11 protein-coding genes are annotated in these 14,704 nt (G+C 40.8%); 9 read left to right on the top strand and 2 right to left on the bottom strand.

Annotation, left to right across the window (positions count from 1 at the left end; all coding sequences use genetic code 11):
* Position 1 precedes the first annotated feature (1 nt).
* Together AY601_RS07425 and AY601_RS07420 are read right to left on the bottom strand one after the other, a co-directional pair.
* Positions 2 to 1,261, bottom strand: coding sequence for an MFS transporter (locus AY601_RS07425; protein ID WP_068398655.1), 1,260 nt, complete (start codon positions 1,259 to 1,261; stop codon positions 2 to 4).
* A 65-nt stretch (positions 1,262 to 1,326) separates the two neighbouring features.
* Positions 1,327 to 1,803: a winged helix-turn-helix transcriptional regulator gene (locus tag AY601_RS07420; protein ID WP_232324715.1), complete on the bottom strand. Its 477-nt coding sequence runs from the start codon at positions 1,801 to 1,803 to the stop codon at positions 1,327 to 1,329.
* Between the two features lie 21 nt (positions 1,804 to 1,824).
* Here AY601_RS07420 and AY601_RS07415 point away from each other — a divergent pair, with 21 nt between their 5' ends.
* From AY601_RS07415 to AY601_RS07375, 9 genes are all read left to right on the top strand, one after another.
* A complete protein-coding gene (locus AY601_RS07415; RefSeq protein ID WP_068398650.1) occupies positions 1,825 to 3,249 on the top strand; it encodes an MFS transporter in 1,425 nt (474 codons plus the stop codon).
* Between the two features lie 206 nt (positions 3,250 to 3,455).
* Positions 3,456 to 3,977 (top strand): hypothetical protein, encoded by a 522-nt coding sequence (locus AY601_RS07410; protein ID WP_068398647.1) that lies wholly within the window; start codon positions 3,456 to 3,458, stop codon positions 3,975 to 3,977.
* 98 nt (positions 3,978 to 4,075) lie between these two features.
* Complete coding sequence (locus AY601_RS07405) at positions 4,076 to 4,642, top strand: RNA polymerase sigma factor (protein ID WP_084359149.1); 567 nt, start codon at positions 4,076 to 4,078, stop codon at positions 4,640 to 4,642.
* A 95-nt stretch (positions 4,643 to 4,737) separates the two neighbouring features.
* Positions 4,738 to 5,790: a FecR family protein gene (locus AY601_RS07400; protein WP_068398644.1), complete on the top strand. Its 1,053-nt coding sequence runs from the start codon at positions 4,738 to 4,740 to the stop codon at positions 5,788 to 5,790.
* Positions 5,791 to 5,958: 168 nt separating this feature from the next.
* Positions 5,959 to 9,405 carry a TonB-dependent receptor gene (locus AY601_RS07395; RefSeq protein ID WP_232324714.1) on the top strand — a complete coding sequence of 1,149 codons (3,447 nt, stop codon included), beginning with the start codon at positions 5,959 to 5,961 and terminating at the stop codon, positions 9,403 to 9,405.
* Between the two features lie 25 nt (positions 9,406 to 9,430).
* Complete coding sequence (locus AY601_RS07390) at positions 9,431 to 11,314, top strand: RagB/SusD family nutrient uptake outer membrane protein (protein WP_068398641.1); 1,884 nt, start codon at positions 9,431 to 9,433, stop codon at positions 11,312 to 11,314.
* A gap of 3 nt (positions 11,315 to 11,317) precedes the next feature.
* The gene (locus AY601_RS07385) at positions 11,318 to 12,277 is read left to right on the top strand and encodes a formylglycine-generating enzyme family protein (RefSeq protein WP_068407284.1); all 960 of its coding nucleotides are present in this window, start codon (positions 11,318 to 11,320) and stop codon (positions 12,275 to 12,277) included.
* Between the two features lie 40 nt (positions 12,278 to 12,317).
* A complete protein-coding gene (locus AY601_RS07380; RefSeq protein WP_068398638.1) occupies positions 12,318 to 13,637 on the top strand; it encodes a Gfo/Idh/MocA family protein in 1,320 nt (439 codons plus the stop codon).
* Positions 13,638 to 13,670: 33 nt separating this feature from the next.
* Positions 13,671 to 14,657 (top strand): FAD:protein FMN transferase, encoded by a 987-nt coding sequence (locus AY601_RS07375; protein ID WP_068398636.1) that lies wholly within the window; start codon positions 13,671 to 13,673, stop codon positions 14,655 to 14,657.
* Positions 14,658 to 14,704 lie beyond the last annotated feature (47 nt).

The raw sequence follows: 14,704 nt of genomic DNA, 5'->3' as shown, positions 1-14,704 counted from the left end.
TCTATACTATTACTGATACTTTCTCCGCTTTATTTGTTCCGGTTTCCTTCAGCAACAAACTCACCACAATGGCGATCGCAATTCCCGCAACCCAGAATAACCCGGCAGACTGAAAATGACTGGCTTTAGCTGTTGCACCAGTTAATGTTTTACCAAAGTAGTGGCTAAACAATGGGCTTACTAATGTCGTTACACTAAAAGTGATGAAATTGATTGCTCCGGTAGCGCTTCCTTTCACATGATCGGGATTAGATTCTTTGATAATCGAATAGGGGATCATTGCTGCTCCTGAAGCTACACCTAACATAAACGTACTCACATAAGCTGGTACCAGGTCTGGCAAAAACAATAACTGTAACAGGCTTAAAATCATCAGCGCTGCACCACCAATTAATACAGGTTTACGCTGGCCAATTTTATCAGTCAGGTAACCCAGAAGCGGACAACCAAATACCCAGCCCATAGGCACCATTGCACAAGCAATTGTGGCATCATGGAAACTGAAAGCTCTGTCTTGCTGGAAAAAAGCTACACCCCAGGTCATCGCAAAAATAGTAGTTGGTGCAAATAAAAGCCCTGAGATAACTCCGCAAAGCCAGGACTGAGCATTAGAGAATACCACTTTATAAGGACTTAAAAATCCTTTTGAGTGCAATTGTTTAGTCGATTTCTGTTCTTCTTTAGCTTTTGGAATGACCAGTAATAATCCGAAAGCAACGATAATCGTAAAAACACCTGCACCAATCCAGAATATTTTCTGATCAACTCCTTTTTCTATTAAAGGGCCAACTACGAATTGTCCGGCAGAGCCGCCCAGCATCCCTATACACTGCGTAAAACCAATAGCTGTAGCTAACGATTTGGCAGAAAATCCTTTGGTAGCCAGGTAAACACAGCCCGGAAAAGCAAATGCACAACCGGCTCCCTGCAATAAACGACCAGTATTCCCGGCAAATTCGCTGGAAATAACAAAGAGTAAAGCGCCAATTCCCAGAATCACTGCACCAGCAAACAAAGAATATTTTGCGCCAAACCTGTCGAGCGCGATCCCTGCAATCAAACTGCAAGTGGAATACGTATAATAATAAGTGCCTATAATGGATACCAGGCCCAGAGTAGAAACATTGAATACTGCTGATAATTGAGGGATCATCACTGCCGGAGCAGCCCTGATCACATAATCCAGGAAATAAAAAAGAAGGCCGAAAACCCAGGCAATCACGTAATATTTTGTAGCAGACGATTTGTTGGTATGATCCATAGTAAGTTTAAAGTTTTAGGAAGGATTGAAGTTTAGTGTATGCCTGAATAAAGCACGGAGGGCCGCTAAGGATTAAATTTAATGACCTGGCAATAATTATCGCCCCAATCTGACAAGACCTGCATCACCGGGATCAGTGTTTGCCCCAGTTCAGTAAGCTGATATTCTACTTTAGGTGGTGATTCTGCATAAGCTTTTCTGGAAATAATGCCATCACGTTCCAGTTCACGTAATTGTGCAGTCAGGGTAGTTTGTGTAATATCCTGCATCTTTTTCCGGAGCGCTCCAAACCTTGCAGGACATTCCTGGCGGATTGCATTTAGTAAAAGGAGTTTCCATTTCCCGCCAATAACTTTCCATGCGTTTGTCATCGAACAGTTATCTTCCGGCTGCCCGTAATTTTCTTGTTTTATAACCGGCTGAGGGTCATCATTAGTACTGTTTTCCATACTTAGTATTGTCCGGCAAACTACTTGTTTAACTTCAATTGAGCTTCCATCTTTGCGCGGTAAAGTTAACCATAATCGAACGCGCATACCCATAAAAAACACATTAAAATAGCAATGAGCAAGCAACCTTCTAAATGGATAGTACTTCTTATCCTTTCTTCTTCGGTCTTTTTATCTGTCATTGATATTTTTATCGTCAATGTGGCTATACCCTCTATCAAAAGGGGAATTCATGGCACAGATGGTGATATACAACTCGTTATTGCTTTATATCTGCTGGGTTATGCTGCATTTTTAATTACCGGTGGCAGGGCAGGAGATTACTTTGGTAAAAAGAAAGTATTTATCATTGCGATGCTATCTTTTACTTTCGCTTCGCTGCTCTGCGGAATCTCTCAAACAGCTTTTCAATTAAATACAGCCCGTTTCTTTCAGGGAATCAGTGCTGCTTTTATGGTACCACAGGGTATTGCTTATATTCAGCTGATCTTTCCTTCTCCCGAAGAACGTATTAAAGCGTTGGGGATCTATGGAAGTATAGCGGGGGCCGCATCCGTGATTGGTCAGTTTCTAGGCGGCGTATTACCGGACACTCATTTCTTTATTGCGGGCTGGCGCTTAATTTTCCTGATTAACCTTCCACTGGGCATTATTTCAGCCCTGCTGGCTGCAAAGCTATTGAAAGATAATACGGTAACAAAAACGGGTAAATTTGATTATACGGGTGTAATTCTACTGACTGTAGCCCTGGTTAGCTTGATCTATCCTTTAATCCGTGGAGCGGAACTAGGCTGGCCCTGGTGGAGTATAGTCCTGATAGGTGCCTCAATTGTCCTGTTGTTTGTCTTTTTGTATGATCAAAAGAGAAAACTTCTCCAAAGAAAAGAACCGCTGATCAATGTCAGGCTATTTGGTTATAAGGATTTCAATATAGGCCTTTGTGCAGTCTTATTTTATTTCATGGCGCAGGATTCTTATTTCCTGATCAATGCGGTCCTTTTACAAACCGGATTTGGGATCAGTTCTTCAGAAACAGGTATTTTCTTTGTTTTTCAAGGGATAGGATATGTGCTTGCCTCGGTTATCGCCATAAAGTTGATCCCAGTTTATGGAAAAAAGGTCTTGCAGTGTGGTGTCCTGATCATGGTAACAGCCCTGGTGCTGCATATCCTGTTTTTTAAATCGGCAGCTGTGAGCCGGATGATCTTTTTGCCCGTATTTTTTATTTATGGCATAGGCTGTGGCGCTGTATTACCTTCTTTACTAACTATGGCACTGAAAAGTATCCCACCAAAATTTGCTGGTGCTGCCTCAGGGACTTTCTCTACTTTTCAGCAAACGGCAATTGCTTTGGGAATTGGTATAGTAGGAGGGATTTTCTTTTATGTATCAGGAAAGTCCGGAACGTTGCAGGCTTATCTGTCCGCTTATCAAATGGCCACTATCGTCAATGTAGTCCTCTTGGTATTGGTTAGCTTTTTTCTCTATCTTTTGCCAGAGAAAAACACCATCTGCAGGAATAATCAACCTGTAAAGTAAAACGTTTTAAAATAATTCATAACAAAAAGGCTTGTAGTTTGTTAACCTTAACATCAGGCTTTTTTGTTTGCCAGAATCATAAAATTAGAGTAGTTTGGCGCAAAGAGATTGCAGATAGGTTTATTAACCAGGCTCAAGCAATTTAACCTAAACTATAACTTTAATGGTGGGATAAGGAATTGAGAATCCCTTTGTGAATTAGTAAAATGGAAATTATTAAAGACATTTATAAATTAGTAGGAATTGTCAGGCATATAGATCTGTTAAGACTGGAAGAAGCCGCTAAACAATATTTGAATCAATTTAATATCAGTTTTGAAATTATCAATGCCAGATCTTCTGCATTAAAAGTAAAAACCCGGCAGTGGAAATGCAAATCCGGCCATCCTGTAGAAATCCCAAAACTCATCTCCATTACTCAGGATCTTTTTGAAAGGTTTATAGAGAATATACCAGTAACAGTTCATCCTATAGCTTATACACCTGCTGTAGTAGATGAGGTTGAACCGCTTTGGATCAGTGATAAAATGCTGAATATGGGGATCACACTGAAAGATATTCTCCGTGATACAGGCGTGGACAGGTTAAGCCTGACTTCCTGGATTGAAGGTCTTCAGCCTATGAGTCAAGATGTTAAAGCTATGTTTTTCTATTATTTTGAAAGTATACAGCTGCGAAAAAATTCACATCCCAGCCTGAGTACATTTAACGAGCCCTGTTACAACTAATTTCAACGAAGTATAAACACAAACTTTTTCTTGTGGAGCAGAAGAGATTTGGATGGTATGGTTAAATTGTTAAATTTGAGTTAACCAAATATATCCCGATGCTTAAACCTGCTGCAGACTTATCTCATCTGATCTGTGATATAGCTTTATATGATAGTGAAAATGCCTATGAAAAGCTTTTTAAAAGTCTTTTTCCTGCATTGTATCGCTTCTGTTATTATCTTTTAAAATCAAGAGAACTGGCAGAAGAGGTGGCAAATGACGTGATGATCACGCTTTGGAAAAACAGAAAAAAACTTCCTGAAATACAAAATATTAAAGTTTATAGCTTTGTTATTGCGCGTAATCTTTGCTTAAATATTTTAAATAAACATGCCAAAAGAGAACTGATCTTTTTGGAGGATATTGATATACAAATCGTATTGGATAGCTTGAATCCAGAACAGATCCTGATCAACGATGAGCTGAAGAAGAAACTGGAACAAGCAACCGAAGCATTGCCAAACAAATGTAAACTTGTTTTTAAGCTGGTCAAAGAAGATGGAATGAGTTATAAAGAAACAGCTGCGATCCTGAATATCTCTATCAAGACTGTGGATGCCCACCTGGTCACTGCCGTAAAGAAACTTACCGCCGTTCTTAAAGTCGAATTTAACCTGATGTAAATTTATTTATTTATTTTTCATTCCGGACTAGGGAGTTTCCTGATATATATTGTCTTATCTACACTAACCAATATCAAACTCTTGCGGCGGTCTTTATGAAAAGAAGCAGAATTATAGAATTATTAGCTCGTAAAATGGCTGGTGAGGCGACCCCATATGAATTGGAGGAGCTGAACAGGCTTATTGATAGCTATCCTGATTCTGTTTATTATGAAGAAGTACTTAAACAAATCTGGCTCAATAGTGAAGAGGGGGAGCTGCACATTCCTGACGTTGACCGTATTTACCAATGTCACAGGCTAAGGTTTTATGATGAATTGACTACGCCTGCAGCAGAAGAACCGATACCGCTCCTTCTTCAATATAAAAATTTAGCGATTACCGTCCTTTCCCTGTGCCTGATTTTCTTTGCCGGCTTATTTTATATCCATAGCAATAAACAGGATACTTTCAACACACTGCTCATTGCAGGAAAAGGAGTACGCAAAAAGGTAAAACTGCCGGACGGTACTTTAGTCTGGCTTAATTCAGACAGTAAATTAGCCTACCATTCAGCTATTGATAAAAAAAAGGTACGTATAGTACATTTAACTGGTGAAGCTTTTTTCGATGTAGCCCATCATAAGTCTCAACCATTTATAGTACGTACAGATAAGATTGCAATTAAAGTATTGGGAACCGCATTTAATGTGAAGGCCTATCCAGTAGATCAGAAGTCTGTAGCTACGCTATTACGTGGTTCCATTGAACTATCTGTCAATGAAAGGCCTCAGCAAAAAATTATTTTAAATCCTTCAGAAAAATTTGTGCTGCAAGCTGGTCAGCAGGGGGTACTGAAAATGGATGATCATGATATTACCTTAATGATTGAACACATTGTACCCATTCATATTGGGGGCAATGAATATATTGAGGAGGTCTCCTGGAAAAATAATACCCTGGTATTTCACAATGAGTCATTTCAGGATTTAAAGCCAAGGCTGGAACGCTGGTTTAACATCAGAATCCACCTGGGTTCATCAAGAGCAAAATCTTATCGCTTTACCGGAGTCTTTAAAAATGAAAATATTAAAGAGGCCCTGACGGCCATGCAGTTAATCAAATCCTTCACCTTTAATCTTACCGCACATGACGTGACCATCTACTAAAAAAAGGGAGTAAATGCGCCAACATTCCCTCCCTTTTCAACCTTCAAATCCGTAGTATAACAAACGGTTTATCAGATTTTTAACTTTGAAATTCACAAATCTATGAAAAAAAAAGGACTGTGCAATAAAGTTCTATGCGTCTACTTTTCCCAAAATAAATTATTATTAATGCTAAACTGGATCTTTGTTTTGTCTTTTCTCTTTTGTTTTCAGGTAGCTGCCAGCAGCTATTCTCAAAACAAAAAGATTGATTTAAACCTTCAGCAAATAAAGCTAAAGGATGCTTTGGTTATTCTGGAGCGTAAAGGGAACTTTCGTTTGCTGTACAGCGAAGAAGATCTCCCGCTGAATAAAGATATTACCCTGATGCAAAAGGACATCCTTGTCTTTGATGCACTGAGTTTTCTTTTGAAAGGTACTGGCTTGAAATTTCAGCCAATGGAAGATGACCTGATCGTGATCCGGCCTAAAAATGGCGCTGCTGCTGATATCATTGTCAGAGGGATAGTAACTGATGAAAAGGGTGGTGGTATTCCGGGAGTCAGCATTAAACTGAAAGAAACCGCTGCAGCAGCAACCACTGATGGCTCTGGTAAATACAGTATTAAAGTTCCTGACAATGGCGTACTGATTTTCTCTTACCTGGGCTATAATACACAGGAAGTTCCGGTCAATAACCGCCCTGTAATTAATGTCAGGTTACAGGAAAATAGCCAGGCATTAACAGAAATCGTAGTTGTTGGCTATGGCACGCAGAAAAAGGCAGTAGTTTCTGGCGCTGTAACTTCTGTAAAAGGTACAGAGCTGGCCAAAACGCCAAACGTTAACTTGTCCAACTCTTTAGCCGGGCGCTTACCAGGAGTAACTGCTTTACAATCAAGCGGAGAGCCGGGAGCTGATGGATCTACCATCAGAATCCGGGGGGTAAATTCATTAGGAAATAATGATGCCCTGATTGTTATTGACGGGGTGCCAAACCGCGCGGGTGGTTTAGAAAGGATCAATCCTAATGATGTAGAAAGCGTGTCGGTACTGAAAGATGCTTCGGCAGCAATTTATGGGTCACGGGCGGCAAACGGTGTAATTCTGATCACCACTAAACAGGGTAAATCTGGTAAACCACAGCTTTCTTATGATTTTAGCTATGGTTTGCAACAACCTACCAGAACACCTAAAATGACCAATTCAACTCAATACGCCGAGATTTTAAATGAGCTGAATATTTTTGGTGCAGATTTACCTGTAGACCAGTGGAATGCGGCATCGCAAGCATTTAAAGCTACAGGTTCTTATAAAAGAACTGATAATGGGAATATATTGTCGGCTGTTTACCGGCCCGGTGAAATGCAGAAATTAAGTGACGGTTCTGATCCTTTGCGTTACCCGAATACAGACTGGTTCAAAACTACTTTAAAGAACTGGTCACCTCAGCAAAGACACAATTTGCAGTTAACAGGTGGTGCAGAAAATATCAAATACCTGGTATCATTAGGTTATTTGGATCAGGATGGCTATTACAAAAAATCAGCTACTGGTTATAAGCAATATGATTTAAGGATTAATCTGGAAGCTGCAGTAAGCAAATATGTGACTTTAACTTTAGGGATTACAGGCAGGGAAGAGGCCCGTAATTATCCAACTGTTGGTGCTGGTGATATTTTCAGGATGCTGATGCGTGGTAAACCTACTGAACAGGAAGTCTGGCCAAATGGATTACCAGGACCGGATATCGAATTCGGCTATAATCCTTATGTGATTACTACAGATCAGACAGGTTACAACAGGGATCAGCGTGATTACTTTCAGTCTACCGGTAAAATTGATATTAAAGTACCAGGTGTAGAAGGCCTGAAAATTACTGGTACCGCTTCTATTGATAAGTTTGCGGGCAGACAAAAAAGATGGCAAACGCCCTGGACATTATATTACTGGGATAAAAAATCTTTTGAGGCCGATGGTGTTACACCATTGTTGAAAGGATCTGTGCGTTCGGAACGTACCGATGCAAGCTTAAATGAGACAGCAGGCGCACAACTTGCCATCAATTTAATGGGAATGGCTACTTATGATAAGAAAATAGGAGACCATACTTTTAACCTGATGGCAGGGGTAACCAGGGAGAAAGTCAACAATGATGGTTTCAGTGCAGCACGCAGATATTTCCTGTCTACGGCCTTGCAGCAATTAGTAGCTGGAAGTGATAAAGAGCAAACCGTTGGCAATCCTACAGATGCCCCAAATAATTTATTCAACAGAGCACGCTTAAGTTATTTTGGAAGAGCCGGTTATAATTATAAAGAAAAGTATCTGGCAGAGTTTTTATGGAGAGTAGATGGCTCTTATATCTTCCCTGAAAACAAGAGATTTGGATTTTTTCCGGGAGTTTCAGCTGGATGGAGAGTGTCGGAAGAATCTTTCTTTAAAGACCATGTGAAGTTTATCAATAACCTGAAAATCAGGGCTTCTTATGGCCAGATGGGTGCTGAGGCTTATTTCGGCGATGCTTTGGCTGAATATCAATATCTCAATACCATGGGCTTTGGAAATTACATCGTTAACAATCAATACAGCCAGACTTTAGTAGAGAACCGCGTACCTAATCTGGATTTCGGCTGGGAAGTAGCCAACAATGCGAATCTGGGTCTGGATGCTTCGTTTTTAAATAACAAACTGAGTTTTGAATTCGATTATTTTTATAATAAAAGAACTAAAATCCTGATTAGCAGGGGAAGTTCTATTCCAGGGAGTTCTGGGATTACTGATAAACTGCCTCCTGTGAATCTGGGAAAGGTAAACAACAAAGGTTTTGAATTTAAATTGAGTTACAATGACCATGTTGGCGAATTGAACTATGGCGTAAGTGTAAATGGGGGATATTCTAAAAACAAGATCATTTTCTGGGATGAAACACCAGGTGCACCTTCGTGGCAGCAATCTACAGGGATGCCAACAGGTACGGATTTGATTTATGAGTATGCAGGGGTATTTAGGGACGCCGCGGAAATTAAAGCTAATACGATTAATTACAGCGCGTTAACAAACAACCTGCTTCCTGGAGACATGAAATTCAGAGATGTAAATGGAGATGGTAAAATAGATGGGGACGACCGCATCAGGTCTGATAAAACCAGCACACCAACTTTTACAGGTGGTTTTAACCTGACTTTACAGTATAAGAATTTTGACTTCTCTGCCTTGGTACAGGGCGCTAGCGGAGGTGTTCAAATAGTAGGCCTTACAGAGTCGGGAGATATTGGAAACTTCCTGGACTGGTCTTATAAAAACCGCTGGACCATTGATAATCCAAGCAGTGAGTTCCCTCGTTTGTCGAACCGTGGTAAAACGTATTATACAGATTTTAACAACGCAGGCAGAAATACTTATTGGCTGCGCAGTAATAATTATGTCAGACTGAAAAATGTAGAGATAGGCTATACTTTACCATCAACATGGTGTAAAAAAGCCGGCATTAGTGCGCTAAGAGTATATGTTAACGGCTTAAACCTGATTACAGTGGATAAAATTGGAATCTGGGATCCGGAATCAACCAACTCCAGTGCACAGTATTATCCACAGGCAAGGGTGATCAATACAGGGATCAAAGTCACTTTTTAAACTCACTATCTATAGATCTAAACATATGAACCCGATATTCAAAAATACTTATATACTACTGACCACCGCACTGCTGGCCTCATTTATCTGCGGATGTAAAAAAGATTTCCTGACTGTAACTCCGCCTACCCAAATTCCTTCGGAACTGATCTGGAAAGATCCGGCGCTGGCACAGGCTTTTGTGACCGAAATTTACAATGGACTGGGTAATGGCGGTTTTCCAGAACAAATGTTGTCTTCTGTGACTGATGAATCTTTATTTACGCACCCTAACAGAGGAATTGATTTGGTGAATGCCGGAATTATAAATCCGACAACTTTAGGTTGGGTGGATGATACCTGGGCTTATAACAGAATGTATAACCGGATCAGATCTTGTAACATCACCATCGAAAAATTATCAGGGGCCGACAATGGGATTACTGATAAAAACGTGAAAGATCAGTTGTTGGGTGAAGCACACTTTTTAAGAGCTTATTTTTATCATCAGCTGACCCGTTTTTACGGCAGTGTGCCATTGATTACAAAAGTTTATGCGCTGAATGAGGACTATGCTGCGAAAAGAGCAACTTATGAAGAGTGTGTGAATTTTATAGTTAAAGATTGCGATGATGCAATCAAGGAACTGACAGGAAAATCTACGCAAAAAGGAAGGACTTCTTCTTTAGCTGCAATGGCTTTAAAATCAAGAGTTCTGTTGTATGCAGCAAGTGATTTACATGATTCACCAACTGCCAGATCAAAATCTAAAGGGGTTATTTCTGGTTATGCCAATCCCGAATTTCTTGGTTATATAACTGGAGACCGGATGCAACGCTGGAAAGCGGCACAAGATGCAGCTAAAGCAGTAATAGATGCAGGTAGTGGTTATAAACTGTCTCTCAGCGAGAAAGTATCAATGAAAGACGGTATGAATAATTATAAAAGCATTGCCATGGGCGGAGAAAGTAAAGCGCCGGGTATAGATGCTTCGGCAAGTTCAGAATTGATATTTGCACGCTATTTTATTGACCGGAGTGATAACCGTTATGCGCGTGCGAATGGCCCGAATGGATATCACAATTGGGCTGGTAATACACCCATTGGCTTGATGGTTGATGATTACGAGATGACAGACGGGACTAAGTTCAGCTGGGCAAATACTGCACAGAAGAATGCACCGTATCAAAATCGTGATCCGCGCTTTTATGCTACAATACTGTATGATGGTGCGGGATGGAAACCAAGAGACAAGGTTTCTGGAAATGTCGATCCTGCCAATCAGATCCAGACTGGAGAATATGATTTGAAAGAGGGCGGTAATGTAATCAATTTCAAAGGGCTTGATACCCGCGGAAGTTCTATTGAAAACTGGAACGGAAGCTGGACTGGCTATTATCTGCAGAAATTTACTGATCCGGACCCTGCTATTGTAGATGCTTCAATGCCGCAGTTTGTGCCATGGCCTTTTTTCAGGTATACAGAGGCTGTGCTGAATTATATTGAGGCCAGTATTGAATTAGGTCAGACCGATCAGGCTATTGTCTGGTTGAACAGGATCAGGTTCAGAGCTGGTATGCCGGCTGTGAGCTCAAGTTCATCAACAGAGTTAAAGGATACTTACCGCCACGAGCGCAGAATTGAAATGGCTTATGAAGAGCAGCGTTATCATGATACACGCCGCTGGATGATTGCTGAAGAAACTTTAGGCAGACAACCTACTTATATCAAAGTTACGGGTAAGTTTAAATCCGGACAAACGATGTCAGCGCCTTATCATTACGATCCTTCAGTTTACGATTATACTTATACGACAACTGTTGAAACTGCTCAGGAAAGTCGTAAATGGGCAGAAAAGGTATATTTCAGACCATTTGAGCGTGATGAAGTTTTTAAGAACAAAGAATTAAAACAGAACCCCGGGTATTAAATGATGAGTGTTAAATTATTAATTACAGTACCACTATTGCTGAGTGCCTTTTTTTCGTTTGCACAAGAGAAATCGTATACGCAGCAAATTGAGGGCACCAAATTAAGTTTCACGATGCAGGCTATTCCCGCAGGAGAATTTCTGATGGGGAGTAAAAAGGGAAAAGCGGATGAATTGCCTGTACACCGGGTAAAACTGGATGCTTTCTGGATGGCAACTTTTGAGTTGACGTGGGATTTATACGAGCCTTTTTTATACAAGGATTACGAGACGTCTCACAGTATAGTACCTGTACCTGCAAATGTAGATGCAGTAACCAGACCAACCAAACCTTATCTTGATATGACTTTTGGAATGGGAAAGGAAAACCATCCTGCACTGGCTATGACACATTACAATGCCATACAGTATTGTAAATGGTTATATGCCAGAACAGGAGTGTTTTACCGCTTACCGACAGAGGCAGAATGGGAGTATGCTTGCAGAGCGGGAAGTACTAGTGAATATACTTTTGGAGATGCAGCAGCCGGATTAGCCGATTATGGCTGGTTTAAGGAGAACAGCGGGGGTAAAACTCATGCTGTAGGACAGAAAAAACCGAATCCCTGGGGCTTGTTTGACTTATATGGAAATGTTGGAGAATGGACGTATGACCAGTATGCGGCAGATTTTTATGCTGCAAACCAAAAAGGAGTTGCCATTAATCCGGTAGCTGCTCCTTCAAAATTATATGCCCATGTAATTCGGGGAGGTTCTTATGAGGATACGCCGTTAGATTTACGTTCAGCAGCCAGGCTCGCTTCTGATCCGGTATGGAAACAGCTTGATCCTCAGATTCCAAAGAGCAACTGGTGGTTTCCTGAAGCCCCTTTTATCGGGATGCGCCTGGTAAGGCCTGTAAATACACCTTCTAAAGCTGAAATCACAGCTTATTATGATCAACCTGTGATTGCCGATTATTAAACACATTGAACAACCAAATAGAACCTAAAAAGATTTTACTATGAACAATGAAGAATTGCGTGAGAAACGCCGCGAATTTTTAAAGTCTTCGGCACTGATTGCCGGAGGTGTATTGTTAAATCAATTCGCTTTTGCAGGCGGGCACACTTCCACTGATGATACAATTAAGATTGCCTTGATCGGTTGTGGAGACCGTGGCACTGGTGCTGCTTTTCAAGCTTTAAGCACCACTCAGAATGTTAAGCTGGTGGCTATGGCCGATGCTTTCCAGGATAGAATGGACAATAGCTATAAAGTCCTTTTTGATAAATTTAAAGATAAAGTCGATGTCCCTAAAGAACGTCGTTTTATAGGTTTTGAGGCTTATAAGCAAGCTATTGCATTGGCTGATGTAGTCTTATTGGTAACCCCTCCGGGATTCAGGCCTGGTCATTTTGAAGAAGCTGTTAAACAGGGGAAACATGTTTTTATGGAAAAACCTGTAGCAGTTGATTCACCGGGAATCCGGAGAGTACTGGCGGCAGCAGAAATTGCTAAGCAGAAAAAGCTGAATGTAGTAGTTGGTTTGCAGCGCAGGTACCAGACCAATTACACGGAAACAATGAAGAGAATAGAAGATGGGGCTATAGGTGAAATTTATAGTGGCCAGGTGTATTGGAACAGTGGTGGGGTTTGGGTTAAAAAACGCCAGGCCCAGCAAACAGAAATGGAATATCAGATGCGCAACTGGTATTATTTCAACTGGCTTTGCGGGGATCATATCGTAGAACAGCATGTACATAATATTGACATTGCAAACTGGATAAAAGGGGCTTACCCGGTTTCTGTACAGGGAACTGGCAGCCGCGCCTGGAGAACAGGAAAAGATTATGGGGAAATCTATGATAACCATGCTGTAGAGTTAACTTACGCAGATGGAGCTGTGATTTATAGCCAGTGCCGCCATTTTGAAGGTACAGAAAACAGAGTGGACGAAAGTTTCCAGGGAACAAAGGGCAAAGCTTATCTATCGGCAGGTAATCATGGCATATTATCGGACCATAAAGGCAAAGAAATATTCAGTCACCCGACTAAAGGAAATAAAAATCCTTACCAAACAGAACATGATGAGTTGTTTGCTGCTATTGCTAAAGGAGAGTTTAAATTCAGCGATGCAGAACGCGGGGCTAAAAGTTGCTTTACTTCAATAATAGGCAGGTATGCTACTTATTCTGGTCAGACGATCAAATGGGACGAGGCTTTGAATGCAGACAATAGCTTGTTTCCGGCTGAACTGAGCTGGACCGCCAACCCAAAATTGATGCCTGATGAGCATGGATTATATCCAATTCCAACGCCTGGAAAAACTAAAGTAATTTAATTATAAGCCGTGGGTTTCATCCATCAAACTCTGATGATTAGTATATTGCTGTTGTTTTCTTTCTTTGTTAAAAAGAAGGAACAGCAGCAATATACTTTACGTGGTTATGCCCAGGGAACGGATTATTCCATTAAGTATTTTGCTGAATCTCCATTAGTCAGCGGGGCTGAGGTAGATAGTATTTTATTAAAAATTGACTCCTCAATGTCTTTATATAAGTCTTATTCTTTGATCAGTAAGTTTAACAGCGCCACTAAAGCTTTAAGTATAGACAGTCATTTTATGCAAGTGATCAATAAATCATTTGAAATTTATGAGGCTACGCAGGGCAAGTTTGATATCACTGTAGCTCCTTTAGTTCAGGCCTGGGGTTTTGGGCCAAAACCAATTGCTGTGTTTCCGGATAGCGCCAGAATTAAGGAATTGTTGAAAAATGTGGGCATGAATCTGCTCGGAGTTCAGGGAAATGAGCTTTTTAAAAAGCAACCAGGTGTACAAATTGATCTCAATGGGATAGCACAAGGCTATAGTGTGGATGTGGTAGCAGATTATCTGTTACAAAAGGGAATCCACTGCTTTGTAGTGGAAATAGGTGGAGAGATCAGGATGAAGGGGCCAAAGCCTGATGGGACTGCACTCCGGGTTGGTATCGAAGGACCAGCATTAAATGAGCAGTCAGAACCACAACTCAGGCATGTGATTAGTTTCAATGAGGGTGCAGTTACGACTTCGGGAAATTACAGGAAGTATTTACAGGCAGGTGGAAAGAAAATCTCTCATTTGATTAATCCAAAAACAGGTTATCCGCTGGACAATCAATTGATTAGTGTAACACTATATGCTAAAGATGCTTTAACTGCCGATGGATATGACAATGCGGTTATGGCAATGTCCGTTGAACAGGCGCTGGCCTTTGTCAGTGCAAAGAAAAACATGGAGGCTTACTTGATCTATCACCGCAAAGATGGAACGGTTACAGACACGCTGACTGCCGGGTTTAAGAAAATGATCGTAAATTAACAACAATAGCTATATGATTGCTTTAAAAACACCAGTTTATATAGCAA

It is taken from the genome of Pedobacter cryoconitis, assembly GCF_001590605.1.
In the GTDB taxonomy this organism is placed as follows: Bacteria; Bacteroidota; Bacteroidia; order Sphingobacteriales; family Sphingobacteriaceae; genus Pedobacter; species Pedobacter cryoconitis_A.
The sequence above is the reverse complement of the archived record's forward strand: the minus strand, read 5'-3'. Positions and strand labels throughout refer to the sequence as shown.